The following is a 14,552-nucleotide window of genomic DNA, read 5'->3' as shown; positions in this document are numbered from 1 at the left end:
TTGAACTTAAAGTGCATGACGTCGCCGTCTTGCACCACATATTCCTTGCCTTCCTGGCGAAGCTTGCCAGCGTTGCGGCATCCCACCTCTCCGCCGAGCTCCACGTAGTCGGTAAAGCTCGCGGTTTCAGCCTTGATGAAGCCGCGCTCGAAATCCGAGTGGATGACGCCCGCCGCCTGCGGGGCCTTAGCCCCGATGGGGATGGTCCATGCGCGCGTCTCGGTCTCGCCGCTCGTGAAGTAGCTCTGCAGCCCGAGCAGCTTGTACGCCTCGCGGACCAGGCGTGCCAATCCCGACTCAGAAAGCCCCATGGCCTCGAGGTACTCCTTCGCTTCCTCGGGGTCGAGCTCGGCCAAGTCAGCTTCCACCTTCGCCGAGATGGGCACCGGCGCACACCCGTCGATTTCAGCCAAATCGGCGTCGAGCGCGTCCTCGTCGACGTTTGCGATGTAGAGGATCGGCTTCATGGTGAGCAGGTGCAGGTCGTAGATAGCTGCCTGCTCGTCCTCGTCCAAGCCGAGCGTGCGGGCGCGATGGCCCTCGTTCAAGCCCTCGAGCACCTTCTTGGCGACCTCGAGCTTCTTCACACCGGCTTTGTCGCGCTTGGCCTCTTTCTCCAGGCGCGGGATTGCCTTGTCGAGTGTGCCGATGTCGGCCAGGATGAGCTCGGTCTTGATCGTCTCCACGTCGGAGGTCGGGTTGACCTTGCCGTTCACGTGCACGACGTCGGGGTCGCTGAAGAAGCGCACGACCTCGCAGATCGCATCGGTCTCGCGGATGTTCGCGAGGAACTGGTTACCCAGGCCCTCGCCCTTGCTCGCGCCCTCCACCAGGCCTGCGATGTCGACGAACTCCACCGTCGCGGGAACAATCTTGGCCGGATGGTCGATCGCCGCAAGCGCGTCGAGGCGCGCGTCGGGCACGGGGACGATGCCCACGTTGGGCTCGATGGTGGCGAAGGGATAGTTCGCGGCTAGCCCGCCCTTGTTTGTGAGCGCGGTGAACAGCGTGGACTTGCCGACGTTCGGCAGGCCGACGATTCCGATGGAAAGCGACATGGAAGCTTCTTTCTCACTCAAAAGCGCCGCCGCGAAACTCGCGGCGGCGTGTGTTCAGTCAGTTCGGTTCATAATACCACAGGCCGTGCACAAACGGCTGAGACGTGCGCCCTACCTCGCGTCCTTATCGCGCACGAGGACGCCCTGCGAGAACACTTGACGTACGTTGTCGGGCGTGGACAGGTAGAGGATGCGGGCAAGCCGGTCGATCGGCTCGTCGAATACGCCGAAGCCCGTAAGGTCGCTATCGGGCCGTTTCACGTCGATGACCTGCAGGTCGAAGGCGCGCCCCGGCTCGAAGGTCGCAAGCGGCAAGCCGAGCGCCTCGGCGCCGCCTGCGGTGGCGAGCCAGAACGACTCCACAAGGGACAGCCGCGTGCCCTTGCCAAGTCCGCCGCGCTCCTCGGGCGGGAGCTGCGCGTTCACGCCAGTCTCGAGCAGGCGCGACACGAGCACCGCCTGGCGGATGTTCTCGTACATGCTCGGGCTGTAGCCGCCCGATATGTCGGTGCCGAGCCCCACGTGGATCCCCTGCGAGCGGAAGCGCTGGACGGGGGCCACGGCGCTTGAGAAGTACGAGTTCGCCGTCGGGCAATGGGCGACGGCGACGCCCAGCTCGGCGAACATCTCGCCCTCCTCCTCGGTGAGGTAGGGGCAATGCGCCATGATGGAGTGCTCGCGCAGCAGGCCGAAATCGCGCAGGGCGTACGGGTCGGTCTTGCCGAAGCGCTCGAGCACGACGTCGTGTTCCCACTGCCCCTCGTTGCAGTGCGTTTGCACGTAGGCACCTGTGCTTTCGGCCAGATTGCCCAGGCCACGAAGCACTTCGTCAGTGCAGCTGGGAATGAAGCGCGGCGTGATGACGGGCCAGGCGCCCGCCCGGCTTTTCCGTCCGATGGCCTCCACCTCGCGGATGAGGGTTTCGGTGTCGCGCACCGCCTGCTCAGGCGATGCGTCGCGGTAGTAATCCGGATTCGCTGCGGGGTCGTCCATCACCGTCTTGCCCACGAGCGCGCGCTGGCCGCGCTCGGCGCAGATCTCGGCGAGCGCCACCGTTGCCTCCAGATGCGCGCTGCCGAGGTACACCGCCGTGGTCGACCCTCGCGCAAGAAGTTGATCGACCAGGTCGGAGTACACTTCCTTCGCGAAATCGACGTCCGCGAACTTCGACTCCAGAGGGAACGTGCGCTCATCGAGCCACCGGTAGAGCGGCTCGTCGAGGGCGAGCGCCGCCTGCGGCCACTGAGGCGAGTGGACGTGGATGTCCACGAAGCCCGGCAGCCCGAATCTACCCTCCCCCAGCTCAAAAAGCGCGCCGGCCTCGCGAGCCTTCGCGAGCGCCGCGGCTTGATCGGGGTCGTCATGCTCGATGACGCGCTCGATCGCGCCGTCTTCCCCTACTTCTATGAGAGCGCGCTCCAGGTATTCGAAGCTGCCATATTCGGGCGCGTGGAAAAATGACCCGTAAAACGCCCTCGGTTGTGTTGCTATTTCCATCTCTCGCCCTATTCCACGACGCCCTTGATGGGGTCTTCGATCTGCAGCGTTATCACGTTGATGAAGCCGTGGTCGGTGATGGCGTACGCGGGCAGCGCCGCCAGGCAGATGAAGGAGAGGAACATGAACGGGATGGAGATGATGCAGCCGCGCTCGGCGCAGGCGGCGTTGAGCGCGTTCTTCCGCGCGGCGAGCTCCTCGCAGGAGAGGTCGGTGAGCAGGCCGCAGACGGGGTATTCCACGCACTCGATGACTTCCCCACCGTCGACTAGGCACTGCCCGCCGCCGATCTCGATTATGTGGTTCACAGCGACTGCCATGTCCTCGAAGTTCGTGCCCATGACGATCACGTTGTGGTTGTCATGTCCGACCGAGGAGGCGATGGCGCCGCTCGTCATGTGGAATCCGCCCATGAACGCGCGGCCGACGTTGCCGTTTATGCCATAGCGCTCGACTTGCGCGATGTAGAGGACGTCTTGGGAAACGTCGCAGGCCACGTAGCCGTCCTTGCACTCGAGCTCGACCTCGCGCAGCTGCGTGACGGGGATCCACGGGAGCGTGTCCATGCAGGTCACCTTCACGCGCTTGGCGCCTTCGGGGGCGGCGATCTTGAAGCTGTCGGGCGTGATGGGGTTCAAGAGCTTCGTGGTGTTGAGCAGGCAGGGGTCGTGGGTGGCCTTCTCGTAGTGGACGAGCAGCTCGCCGTGGTCGACGATCTGCTTGCCGCGCGAGAAGACGCTCACGACCTGGAAGTCCTCGGCGGTGTCGCCCGAGACGATGTTCATGTCGGCGCGCTTTCCGGGTGCGAGCGCTCCGATGTCGGTGAGCTCGAAGGCGCGCGCGGCGTTGATGGTGACCATCTGGATGGCCTTCGCGAACGGCACGCCGGCTTCAAGGGCGAGCTTCAGATGATGGTCCAGATGTCCCGTCGTGGCCAAGTCGCAGCAATGCAAGTCGTCGGTGACGATGCTCATCATGGAGGTGTCGATGTCCTTGCCGACGATGCATTTCAGCTGGTCAGAGAGGGTGCGAGCGGCAGAAGACTCGCGCAGCATGGCATGGACGCCCGCGCGTGCGCGGTCCATGATGTCGTCGGCGGAAAGCCCCTCGTGGCAGGTGGAGATGCCGGCGGCGACGCATTTGTTGAGGTCCTTGCCCTTCATCTCGACGAGATGCCCCTGCGCGGTCATACCCTTCATAGAGGCGACGTCGTCAAGCGACTCGAGCAAATCGGGCAGCTCGGCGAGAACGTAGGGACCGACACATTCGGAGATGCCAACGGCGTCGGGGCGCTTCAGCGCCTCGCGGATGATTTCGGGATTGAACTTGCCGCCGCTCGTCTCGAGCGCAGGCGAGAAGGGCACGTGCGACGGCACGACGAAGTACAGATTGAGGTCGGTGATCTCGTTTTCCTCAAGCACGGCCTCGATGCCGGGAAGACCAGACACCACGCCGACTTCGTGAAGGTCGGTCATGATGGAGGTGGTGCCATGCTTGAGCACGGCCTCCGCGAAGGGGCGAATAGCGAGGTCGGAGCTTTCCGGATGGATATGCCCGTCGATGAAGCCCGGGGTGATGAAGGCCCCCTCGGCATCGATCGTGCGCGTGCCCTCGCCGATGCAGTAGTCGACGTCGCCGACCGCCGCGATAGTTTGGTTGCTAATCGCCACGCCGCCGTCATAGATCTCGCCCGTGTAGACGTTAACGATGCGACCGCCCGTGATGACCACGTCGGCCGGCTTGGTTCCACCTGCAACGCTCAGAAGTTCCCTGTCCATGCGCTTTCCTTTCGCGTAACCGCTCTCGTCTTCTAAAACGCAAAAGCGCACAGAGCTTTTCGCCCTGCGCGCTTATCGCCAAGTGAAATATGTCGTGTCGCTCGAAGCCCCGCACGAAGATGGCGCGATTTCCCTATTTTTCCATGGGAATTGAGGGGCACGGAGGCAGGCATATGGGCCTTTCCTGTTGCTATGCAGGGGAAATGCACTGCCTCGACGCTCCTTTTCGCCTAACGACATGGGCGAACTATATCACGCCTGCGCTCGCAAGTCCACGCGTCGCGACGGTTCGAGCCGCAAACAAGATGCGCCCCCGAGCGCGCGAGAACGCTCTGGGGCGCAAACTGTTGTGTGCGAGGGCGCGAAGCTTCCCGGCGCGCCTGTGTTAGTTCATGCGCTCGAACACGAGGTTGCACACGGTTCGATCGCCGCCGCCGATGCCGGTGGATCCCGCCGTCGACTGCGCGAACGTGTGGAGGCGGTAACCTTCGGCGTACTGCTGGTTGCAAAGCTCCTCGATCTCGGCGAAGTTCTTAGATCCCTTGCCGACGAACTTCTCCCTCAGAACGACCTGCATAACGCGATATTGGCCTGTTCCGGTGTTGATTTTCCCAGCCTCGTCGTTAAAGCTGCCCATGACGTTGTCCATGAATCCCATGTCGGCTCCTCTCGATGGTCGACCCCAGCTAGGCTGGTCTTTACATGCAAAATAATACCAACGAGCTCGGTAACCCCATGTCTCAAAAGAGGGACATTAGAAGACCTACTGGCCAATGGCGGGCAGCAATTGGCTTCCTGGTTTTGACGAATCAAGGCGCAAACGTCAAACCAATGAGAAAACTCCTTGCGACGCTCATTGCGCAGACTCTTCGCCTTGATATGACGGTGATGGACCCGCCGCCGTGGTCCGAGCACCCCGATGCCCCTGAAGAACGTTAGGACCTATAGGAGGCTCCATTTCTCCCGACTCAGATACGTGAAGTGTTCGATACGCACATCGCCGATTAAAGGGCAATCGACGCCTTCCTCGGTATGGTGGAAGGCGAACCCGCACTTCTCCTGGACGCGCTTCGACTTCCCGTTGCCGTCGTAGTAGCCGCACCAAAGCGCCGTGCAGCCGAGGTCCTCGAAAGCATGCCGTTGAATTTCGCGAACCGCCTCCGGGATGTAGCCGCTCCCCCAGAACGGGACGCCAATCCAAAAACCTATCTCCATCTCCGTAGGCGGCGCGGCGACCTGGGTCTGCTCAGGCGGAATGAGGCCGATGCTTCCGATGGCCCGCCTGTCCCCCTTTAGGCACACTGCGTACGTCTCCTCGGCGGAAAAGACGTCGCGGATAATCTCTCGGCTGTTCTCGACGCTCGTATGAACAGGCCACCCTGCAACGGGGCCCACCTTCGGGTCACTGGCATAGCGATAGAGGTCCTCCGCATCGGATTCCCTCCAAGGACGCAAGAGCAATCTTTCGGTTTCTAACATCATCGGTTACCCCCTCGCAAACCTTTCCATCCGTTCGTCATCGATTCTTTTGAAGCATTTCCTTGTAGCGCTCACCCCACGCCCACATGGCGTCGAGCACGGGTTTGAGCGATGCGCCCGTCTCGGTGAGCGAATACTCCACGCGCGGGGGCACCTCCGCGAAAACCTCGCGATGCACGATGCCGGCATCCTCCATCGCCCGGAGATTCGACGTGAGCACTTTTTGCGAAATCTTCCCTATAGAACGCTGCAGCTCCTTGAACCGCATGGTTCCGTTCAGACTCAGATCTCGCAAGATGAGCACCTGCCACTTGTTGCCTATGAGCGCAAGCGTGGTCTCCACCGGGCAAGCGGGCAATTCTTCAAGCATCAAAGATGACATATGGACCTCCTTCACATTTTATTTTCGCAGGTAATTAACGATAGTTTCTACTTGGTGCCTATAGCACATTATTGTGCCTACTTACGTATTAACACCGTTCACCTTACAGTATGGGCTATCGGGAATCAAGCGCGACACCAAGTCGCACGGATGAAAGGAAACTATCATGACCAAAAAGATTGCAGTCGTCGCAGCCAACGGCAAAGCCGGCCAGCTCATCGTGAAGGAGGCCGCTTCGCGCGGTATGGATGTCACCGCCTTCGTGCGTGGCGGGAACAGGACAAGCGCCGAGAAGGCCGTCGTCAAGGACATCATGGACATCACGGCCGCGGACCTTTCGGGCTTTGACGCCGTCGTTGATGCGTTCGGCGCCTGGACGCCCGAAACGCTCGACCAACACTCGACCACGCTCGCGCACCTTTGCGACTGCCTCTCCGGAACCGATACGCGTCTGCTTATCGTAGGCGGCGCGGGCTCGCTCTACGTCAACCCCGAGCACACCGTGACCGTCTCCGACACGCCGGATTTCCCCGACGCCTTCAAGCCGCTGGCGGCGGCCATGGCCAAGGCGCTCGAAGAACTGCGTGCGCGCGATGACGCCAAGTGGACCTACATCTCGCCCGCGGGCGACTTCCAGGCAGACGGCGAGCGCACCGGCGGTTACATCCTCGGCGGCGAAGAGCTGACGCTCAGCGCCGATGGAGAGTCGGTCATCAGCTATGCCGACTACGCCATCGCCATGGTCGACGAGATCGAGTCGGGCGAGCATATCCAGCAGCGAATCAGCGTCGTGCGCAAATAGCCAGGTTGAACAGGAAACTCGAAGAGTGCCGGGGCGGTGATATGCCGTCCCGGCTTCCGCATGGAGGGAATAAGGTTGAAAATGTCCATCTGCATTGAAGGCGAGTATTTCGATTTGGGGCAGCGACCGATCTTCCGCAAATCGTTTACCTTGGGTGGCGCCGAGGCGAATGCGCGAACGTTCCTTATCGAAGATAGCTGCATCGGTTGCGGCATCTGCGCCGAGAAATGCCCTGAACTGTGCATCACGCCCGGCAGCCCCTCCGTCATCGACCAGTCCCACTGCCTGCGCTGCGGCATATGCCAGGAAGCCTGCCCTGTCCAGGCGATTGCGAAACTATAGGATGGACGCCATGGAAACAAAAGGATACCTGCAAGCGATAGCCAAGCTCAAAGGCACAATCGACACGGCCGACGCCATCGTGATCGGCGCGGGCGCCGGGATCTCAACTGCCGCCGGGTTGACGTACTCAGGCGAGCGATTCAAGCGTTACTTCGGCGATTTCATCGAGAAGTACGGCTTGCGCGACATGTACTCCGCAGGGTTTTTCCCCTTCCCCACAAAAGAGGAGCGCTGGGCCTACTGGAGCCGCCACATTTGGTACAACCGCTACGTGAATCCCCCGAAAGACACCTACGACAAACTGCTGCGTCTGCTGGAGGGGAAGGATTTCTTCGTCGTCACCACCAACGTGGACCATCAGTTCCAGATGGCGGGCTTTCCCAAGAAGCGCCTGTTCTATACGCAGGGCGACTACGGCCTGTGGCAGTGTAGCGTGCCGTGCCACGACAAGACGTACGACAACTACGATGTGGTGAAACGTATGGTTGAAGAGCAGCACGACATGCGCGTTCCGACAGAGCTCGTGCCCTTTTGCCCGCGCTGCGGCAAGCCCCTGTCCATGAATCTGCGCGCCGACGCAACGTTCGTCGAGGATGTCGGCTGGCGAAGCGCCGCCGAGCGCTACCGAGAATTCCTGGAAGCGAACCAGAACGGCAAGGTGCTCTACCTGGAACTCGGTGTGGGCGCAAACACACCCGTCATAATCAAGTACCCGTTCTGGCGCCGCACGTACGCAAACCCTGAGTCAACCTACGCGTGCGTCAACCTCGGCGAGGCGTATACCCACCCCGACATCAGCGAGCGCTCGGTGCTCGTCGATGCAGACATCGACCAGGTCTTGAGCGACCTTACGGGAGAACAAGATGGACATCGCTAGGAAGACGAAGCTGCTGAGAGCTCTTGTTGCCGACCTTTGCAGCGAGCGGGCTCTCAATCCGCCGGAAACAGAAGACGCCGATGAGCTGTGGGGCGCATTTCGCGCGCTCGTGAACACGCGACCGCCGACCCCCGCCGCCACCGGATGGCTCTCGACGCAAGACGAGCTGCTGCAGGGGATAATCGCAGATGCCGGCATCAGCACGCTCGACGGTGCCGCACCATCGCCAAGCAACCCACGCCTTCGTCTCTGGCGCGGCGACATCACCACACTTGCCGTCGGTGCCATCGTGAACGCCGCGAACAGCCAGCTCCTCGGTTGCTGGGTGCCCGGCCACCACTGCATCGACAACGCCATTCACACATTCGCTGGGGTTCAGCTGCGCGCCGAGTGCGCCCGCCTCATGGACGCGCAGGGCCATGAGGAGCCGACCGGCGCGGCGAAGATCACGCCCGCCTTCAACTTGCCCGCCAGGCACGTCATCCACACCGTCGGGCCCATCGCGAATGGATATCCCGCAGACTCGCATCGCGAGCAGCTCGCATCGTGCTACCGAAGCTGCCTGGACCTCGCCGCAAAGTACAGCCTGCGATCAATCGCCTTCTGCTGCATCTCAACCGGCATTTTCGGTTTTCCGCAGGAAGAGGCAGCGGGAATCGCCATTCGAACAGTGCGCGAATGGCTCGAAGAACGCGAGACGGACATCGATATCGTCTTCAATGTCTTCGACGATCGAGACGAGGCGCTCTATCGGAAAATCCTCGGGATTGCATGACGCCTGGGAATCCTATGGCGCTTGGAAAATGCCCTATCGGCGGCGCAATCGGGGGCGGACGCGCCGCGACAATCTGCAACTGAATTATAATCCGCAGGAGAGAACACCACTGGGCGCCACGAGGAAAGGGCAACTTTGAAGCACAAGTGCAAAGTGACGGTCATCGATAAGAAGCTGTTCCCCGAGCTCCAGAAGGACTATCTCGCAGACCCCGAAAGCGGTCCCTGCCCCTGCTTTGAAGTAGGACAGGAATATCTGTTCGAGCGCGAGGCCGGAAAGGACGACTTCTATCACTTTGGGAGAGAGCTCAACCCGCCGTTCCCCTGCGCGGAGGCATGGGACGCCGTAAGCCGCTACATCTATACGGCGCTTGCAGGCGGCGCCATCATGAAGAACTGGGCAAACGACGAGCGCATCATGATCGCTTGTTGCAATGACGGAACCCGTCCCGTCGTGTTCAAAATCGAGCGTATCGACGTTCCGGAAAGCGCCGAAGACGAGGCGTTCTTGGCTGGTCACGACTTCTCCTGCAGCAAGGAAGACGCCTACACGGGATAGCGCCCAACTTACGAACCGACTTTCCCCGCGTCCGAGAAAAAGAACGCGCCAGAAGGGAAATTCAGGCACGAAAACCGAGGTATCCCGCAAAGAAGGCCCCCTATCGAGGGGGATGCACCGGGCCGAAAGAACTCTTCAGGAAGAAACACCAGGTCAAAGGGTTGCTCACTTTGAAAGGCTCGCTCGGTTGGCGGCTACATAGTGGGATACCTCGGTTTCTGTGCCAGAATCGGCCGTAAAGGGTGTTCTTTTTTAGTGGCAAAGCGATCACCCGCGGCAACAAGCAAAAGGGCGATCGTGGCCACGGCAAGCCCGACGCCAACCTCGATAATGGCCTTCGCACCTGCGCCTATTCCGCCCCTGTTATCTGAATTCGACTGAGCAGGCGGTCGATTCCCCGCGCGCTACCAGCAGCTGGGGCGACATCGGGCGGTCTTGGGACGTGAAGGCGCAGAAATGCAGAAGCGAATCGGCGTTTACCGCTAAAATTGGCAGTTTTTACCGCTTGCTTGCGCATGAGGTGCGATAATGCAAACTTTAGCGCTAAGGTAGGTGTTTGACTGCCCGCGGGCACATCGGTTGGGATTGCCGCAGGCACTTCCTAGGGAACGATTGGTATAAGTCAGGAGTCGTACATGAGAGACATACGCGTCAGTGACATCACGATGAGGGAAGCAGCTGCCTCGAAGGCGCTCTCCCTATCCTTCAAGGAAAAGCTTGAGATCGTGAAGATACTCGACCGTATCGGCGTCGCCGCCATCGAGGTCGAGGGCATCGAGTCCTCAAAGGTGGACAGCCTGCGAATCAAGTCGATCGCCTCTCTCGTGAAGAACAGCACGCTCGCCGTTCCGGTGAAGATGGACGATGAGAGTATCGAGGCGGTTTGGAGCGCCGCGAAGGGCGCGCAGCACGTCCGCCTACAGGTCGAGGCCGCGGTGAGCCCCTCGTGCATGGAATACATCCAGTGCAAGAAGGCCGACGCGCTCATCGACGACGCCGCCCGTGCCGTTGCCAAGTGCGCCGAGCTCACCGACGACGTCGAGTTCGTCGCCATCGACGCCACCCGCACCGACGTTGCCTATCTGGCTAAGGTCATCGAGGCCGTCACCCGCGCCGGCGCCAAGACGGTGACCGTGTGCGACGCCGCGGGCTCCATGCTGCCCGAGGAGTTTGCCCAGTTCATCGGCGACCTCTTCAAGGCCGCTCCCCAACTTGCTGAAATCGAGCTGGGTATTTCGTGCTGCAACAACCTCAACATGGCAGACGCTTGCGCCGTTGCGGGCGTCATGGCAGGCGCCTCCCTGGTCAAGGCGACGACCTACCCCATGGGCGTCGTCGCGCTCGACAATGTGGCGAGAATCCTCGCGGCGAAGTCCGACGCTCTGGACGCCCAGTGCCACGTCCGCGTGACCGAGCTCAAGCGCGCCATGAATCAGATCGCGCGCCTGTGCTGCGAGGACCGCTCCAAGGCGGCCCAGTTCACCGGCTCCGTTTCCGAGGCGGTCGAGGGAATCGTGCTCACCGCCGGCGACGACCAGGACACCGTCATGCAGTATGTCGAGCGGTTGGGCTACAGCCTCTCCGACGAAGACGCCGCCGCGGTGTTCGAGGCATTCAAGAAGATCGCCGCCAGCAAGGAGCGCGTGGGCGCGACCGAGCTCGACGCCATCGTGGCCTCCGCTGCCCTACAGGTGCCTCCCACCTATATCCTTGAGGGCTATGTCATCAACGCCGGTTTGAGCTTCAAGGCGACCTCCCACATCTCCCTGCGCAAGGACGGCGAGGCCATCGAGGCGGTTTCCTTGGGCGATGGCCCCATCGACTCCTCGTTTAAGTCCATCGAGTCGGTCGTGGGCAAGCACTACGAGCTCGACGACTTCCGCATTCAGGCGGTCACCGAGGGACGCGAGGCCATGGGCGAGTCCATTGTGAAGCTCATCGCCGACGGCAAGGTCTATTCCGGTCGCGGCATCTCCACCGACATCGTGGAGTCCAGCATCCGCGCCTACATCAACGCGCTCAACAAGATTGCTTACGAGGAGCAGAACTAATGAAGCTTTCCTTTTCCACCCGCGGCTGGGCCGACCACTCTTGGGACGAGCTGGTGAACACCGCGCTTGAGATGGATTTCTCCGGCATCGAGATCCACAACCCCATCATCAACACTGTCTTCACCGGCAAGGGCGGCCCGCTTGAGCGCTACAACACCCAGGCTACCGCCCGCACGTTGCGCGACAAGGGCTTATGCATCCCCGCGCTCGATTCGCCCGTCGACATCTCGGCGGGCGAAGAGCAAATCAAAGCTGCCAAAAACCTCATCGACCTCGCTGCCGCCGCCGGCGTCGAGCGGGTCGTCGTCGTGGCGCAAAACGATGATGAGGACGCTATCCATGCCGCACTGGCCGAGCTCGTGCCCTACGCGGAAGCCAGCGACGTCGTCTTGCTGATCGAGTCGAGCGGCATCTTCTCCAGCACCACGCGCATGGCGGGCATCATGGACCGCTACGCGAGCGACTATTTGGGCACCCTGTGGGATGTCCACAACGTCTACCGCACAGGCGGCGAAACCCCCGCGCAGACGGTCAAGAACTTAGGCGCCTACATCAAACACGTGCACATGCGCGATTCCGATGACGACGGAAGCTTCAACCTGGTTGGCGAGGGAACCCTGCCCATCGACGAGGTCGTGCGCGCGCTTTCCTCCATCGACTACGACGGCTACGTGTCGCTGGAGTGGGACCCTGCATGGATGCCCGACCTCACCGACATGGAGGTCATCTTCCCTCACTTCGTGAACTACATGGAGCGCTTCGAGGACACCCGTGGCAAGCGCCGCACGCTCTACCTCAACCACGACGGCTCAGGCGAGTACGTGTGGAAGAAAGACGAGCTTATCGACTTGACCTTCCCGCAAGTGCTCGACAAGATGGTCGAATGCTTCCCCGACCAGTACTGTTTTAAGTACACGACGCTCGACTACACGCGCACTTACGAGGAGTTCCGCGACGACGTTGACACGTTCGCCCGCGCGCTCGTCTCCATGGGCGTGAAGGCTGGCAGCAAGGTCGCCATCTGGGCCACCAACGTGCCCGCTTGGTACATCACCTTCTGGGCGGCCACCAAGATCGGTGCCGTGCTCGTCACGGTGAACACCGCCTACAAGATCCACGAGGCCGAGTACCTGCTGCGCCAGTCCGACACGCACACGCTTGTCATGGTCGAGAGCGCCCTGGATTCCAACTATCGCCAGATCATCAACGAGCTATGCCCCGAGATCGCCGAGACCAAGCCCGGCGAGCAGCTGCACTGCAAGAAGCTTCCCTTCCTGCGCAACGTCGTGACCGTCGGGTTCGAAATGCCCGGCTGCCTCACCTTCGATGAGGCCATGGAGCGCGCCGAGCTCGTGCCGTTGGAGAAGATTCAGCGCATGGCCGCCGACGTTCGCCCCGACGACGTCTGCAACATGCAGTACACCTCCGGCACCACGGGATTCCCCAAGGGTGTCATGCTCACGCACCGCAACGTCGTGAACGACGGCAAGTGCATCGGCGACCGCATGGGCCTGTCCACCGCAGACCGCTTCATGATCCACGTGCCCATGTTCCACTGCTTCGGCATGACCCTATCGATGACCTCGTCCATGACGCACGGCGCGACCTTATGCCCGATGCCCTACTTCAGCGCCAAGGCGTCTCTGCACTGCATCACGCAGGAGAAGATCACGGCCTTCAACGGCGTCCCCACGATGTTCATCGCGATGTTCAACCACGAGGACTATCGCAAGACCGACTTCAGCCACATGCGCACAGGCATCATGGCAGGTGCCGGCTGCCCGCCCGAGCTCATGAAGCGCGCCGCCCAGCCCGACGAGATGAACATGACCGGCATCGTGTCGGTGTACGGTCAGACCGAGTCGGCCCCGGGTTCCACGATGAGCGCCTGGACCGACCCGCTCGACCTGCGCACGGAGACGGTCGGCTACGCGTTCCCGCACGTCCAGTGCAAGATTATCGACCCGGAGACAGGCGAGGAGCTACCCAACGGCGAGGTCGGGGAATTCTGCTCGCGCGGCTACAACATCATGAAGGGCTACTACAAGATGCCCGACGCCACCTTCAAGACGGTGGACGAGGACGGCTGGCTGCATTCCGGCGACCTGCTCATGCGCGATGATCGCGGCTGCTTCGTCGCCACCGGCCGCCTGAAGGACATGATCATCCGCGGCGGCGAGAACATCTATCCCAAGGAAATCGAGGACTTCGTCATCACGCACCCCAAGGTGAGCGACTGCCAGGTCGTAGGCGTGCCCGACAAGAAGTACGGCGAGGAGGCCATGGCCTGCATCATCCTCATGGAGGGCGAGTCCATGACCGAAGACGAGATTCGCGAGTTCATGATGAGCAACATCGCGCGTCATAAGGTGCCTCGCTACATCAAGTTCGTGGACTCCTTCCCCATGAACGCCGCCGGCAAGATCCTCAAGTACAAGATGAGGGAAGCCGCCGTTGAGGAACTGGGGCTTCAGGACGTCGTGAAGAAGTAACCTGTATCGAGAACGACCGTTTTGCGGGGGCCGTCATGCGCGCCCCCGCTTGCGTTTGGCACCATTGCCGGGGAGAGGGACTAAAAGATGAGCAACTACGTAACGGTTGACGGCAACGAGGCTGCGGCCCATGTCGCCTACGACTTCACCGAGGTGGCGGCGATCTACCCCATCACGCCGTCTTCGCCCATGGCCGAGCACACCGACCGCTGGAGCGCCCAGGGCCGTCTGAACATGTTCGGCCAGCGCGTGCAGCTGACCGAAATGCAGTCCGAGGCGGGCGCTATTGGGGCCATCCACGGCGTCCTGCAGGCGGGCGGCCTGGGAACGAGCTTCACTTCGAGCCAGGGCCTCATGCTCATGGTTCCCGTGCTCTACCGCATCGCCGGCGAGCGCCTTCCGGGCGTCTTGCACGTGGCAAGCCGCACGGTGGGCACGCACGCCATGAGCATCTTCGGCGA

The 14,552-nt window shown here is 61.6% G+C and carries 13 protein-coding genes and 1 pseudogene; 8 read left to right on the top strand and 6 right to left on the bottom strand.

Annotated features, from left to right (window positions below; translation table 11 throughout):
• From ychF to Q0I65_RS09050, 6 genes are all read right to left on the bottom strand, one after another.
• Nucleotides 1-1,058 (bottom strand): redox-regulated ATPase YchF (gene ychF, locus Q0I65_RS09075; protein ID WP_296062718.1); only part of this gene is annotated, 1,058 nt, incomplete at its 3' end.
• A gap of 111 nt (nt 1,059-1,169) precedes the next feature.
• Nucleotides 1,170-2,555, bottom strand: coding sequence for a guanine deaminase (gene guaD / locus Q0I65_RS09070; RefSeq protein ID WP_296062716.1), 1,386 nt, complete (start codon nt 2,553-2,555; stop codon nt 1,170-1,172).
• A gap of 8 nt (nt 2,556-2,563) precedes the next feature.
• Nucleotides 2,564-4,333, bottom strand: coding sequence for an adenine deaminase C-terminal domain-containing protein (locus Q0I65_RS09065; protein ID WP_296062712.1), 1,770 nt, complete (start codon nt 4,331-4,333; stop codon nt 2,564-2,566).
• 385 nt (nt 4,334-4,718) lie between these two features.
• Nucleotides 4,719-4,991, bottom strand: a complete 273-nt coding sequence (locus Q0I65_RS09060) for a DUF4177 domain-containing protein (protein ID WP_170264523.1) — start codon at nt 4,989-4,991, stop codon at nt 4,719-4,721.
• A gap of 284 nt (nt 4,992-5,275) precedes the next feature.
• Nucleotides 5,276-5,815 (bottom strand): GNAT family N-acetyltransferase, encoded by a 540-nt coding sequence (locus tag Q0I65_RS09055; RefSeq protein ID WP_296062710.1) that lies wholly within the window; start codon nt 5,813-5,815, stop codon nt 5,276-5,278.
• Between the two features lie 34 nt (nt 5,816-5,849).
• Nucleotides 5,850-6,194, bottom strand: a complete 345-nt coding sequence (locus tag Q0I65_RS09050) for a helix-turn-helix domain-containing protein (RefSeq protein ID WP_296062708.1) — start codon at nt 6,192-6,194, stop codon at nt 5,850-5,852.
• A 166-nt stretch (nt 6,195-6,360) separates the two neighbouring features.
• On the opposite strand from Q0I65_RS09050, the gene Q0I65_RS09045 reads away from it, so the two are divergent.
• The 8 genes and pseudogenes from Q0I65_RS09045 to Q0I65_RS09010 form a co-directional block, all read left to right on the top strand.
• Nucleotides 6,361-6,996, top strand: coding sequence for an NAD(P)H-binding protein (locus Q0I65_RS09045; protein WP_296062706.1), 636 nt, complete (start codon nt 6,361-6,363; stop codon nt 6,994-6,996).
• 81 nt (nt 6,997-7,077) lie between these two features.
• Nucleotides 7,078-7,338 carry a 4Fe-4S binding protein gene (locus Q0I65_RS09040; RefSeq protein WP_296062703.1) on the top strand — a complete coding sequence of 87 codons (261 nt, stop codon included), beginning with the start codon at nt 7,078-7,080 and terminating at the stop codon, nt 7,336-7,338.
• Between the two features lie 10 nt (nt 7,339-7,348).
• Nucleotides 7,349-8,215: a Sir2 silent information regulator family NAD-dependent deacetylase gene (locus Q0I65_RS09035; RefSeq protein ID WP_296062700.1), complete on the top strand. Its 867-nt coding sequence runs from the start codon at nt 7,349-7,351 to the stop codon at nt 8,213-8,215.
• Nucleotides 8,202-8,990: a protein-ADP-ribose hydrolase gene (locus Q0I65_RS09030; protein WP_296062698.1), complete on the top strand. Its 789-nt coding sequence runs from the start codon at nt 8,202-8,204 to the stop codon at nt 8,988-8,990. The genes Q0I65_RS09035 and Q0I65_RS09030 overlap by 14 nt, the downstream gene beginning before the upstream one ends.
• Before the next feature lie 135 nt (nt 8,991-9,125).
• Nucleotides 9,126-9,548 carry a TIGR04076 family protein gene (locus Q0I65_RS09025; RefSeq protein ID WP_296062695.1) on the top strand — a complete coding sequence of 141 codons (423 nt, stop codon included), beginning with the start codon at nt 9,126-9,128 and terminating at the stop codon, nt 9,546-9,548.
• Nucleotides 9,549-10,183: 635 nt separating this feature from the next.
• Entirely contained in the window at nt 10,184-11,599 is a 1,416-nt protein-coding gene (locus Q0I65_RS09020; protein ID WP_296062692.1) for an alpha-isopropylmalate synthase regulatory domain-containing protein, read from the top strand.
• Nucleotides 11,599-14,091 (top strand): AMP-binding protein, encoded by a 2,493-nt coding sequence (locus Q0I65_RS09015; protein WP_296062688.1) that lies wholly within the window; start codon nt 11,599-11,601, stop codon nt 14,089-14,091. The genes Q0I65_RS09020 and Q0I65_RS09015 overlap by 1 nt, the downstream gene beginning before the upstream one ends.
• Before the next feature lie 87 nt (nt 14,092-14,178).
• Nucleotides 14,179-14,552: pseudogene (locus Q0I65_RS09010) on the top strand (pyruvate:ferredoxin (flavodoxin) oxidoreductase); the annotation flags it as partial.

Source organism: uncultured Ellagibacter sp., assembly GCF_934643285.1.
Lineage (GTDB): Bacteria > Actinomycetota > Coriobacteriia > Coriobacteriales > Eggerthellaceae > Ellagibacter.
The sequence above is the reverse complement of the archived record's forward strand: the minus strand, read 5'-3'. Positions and strand labels throughout refer to the sequence as shown.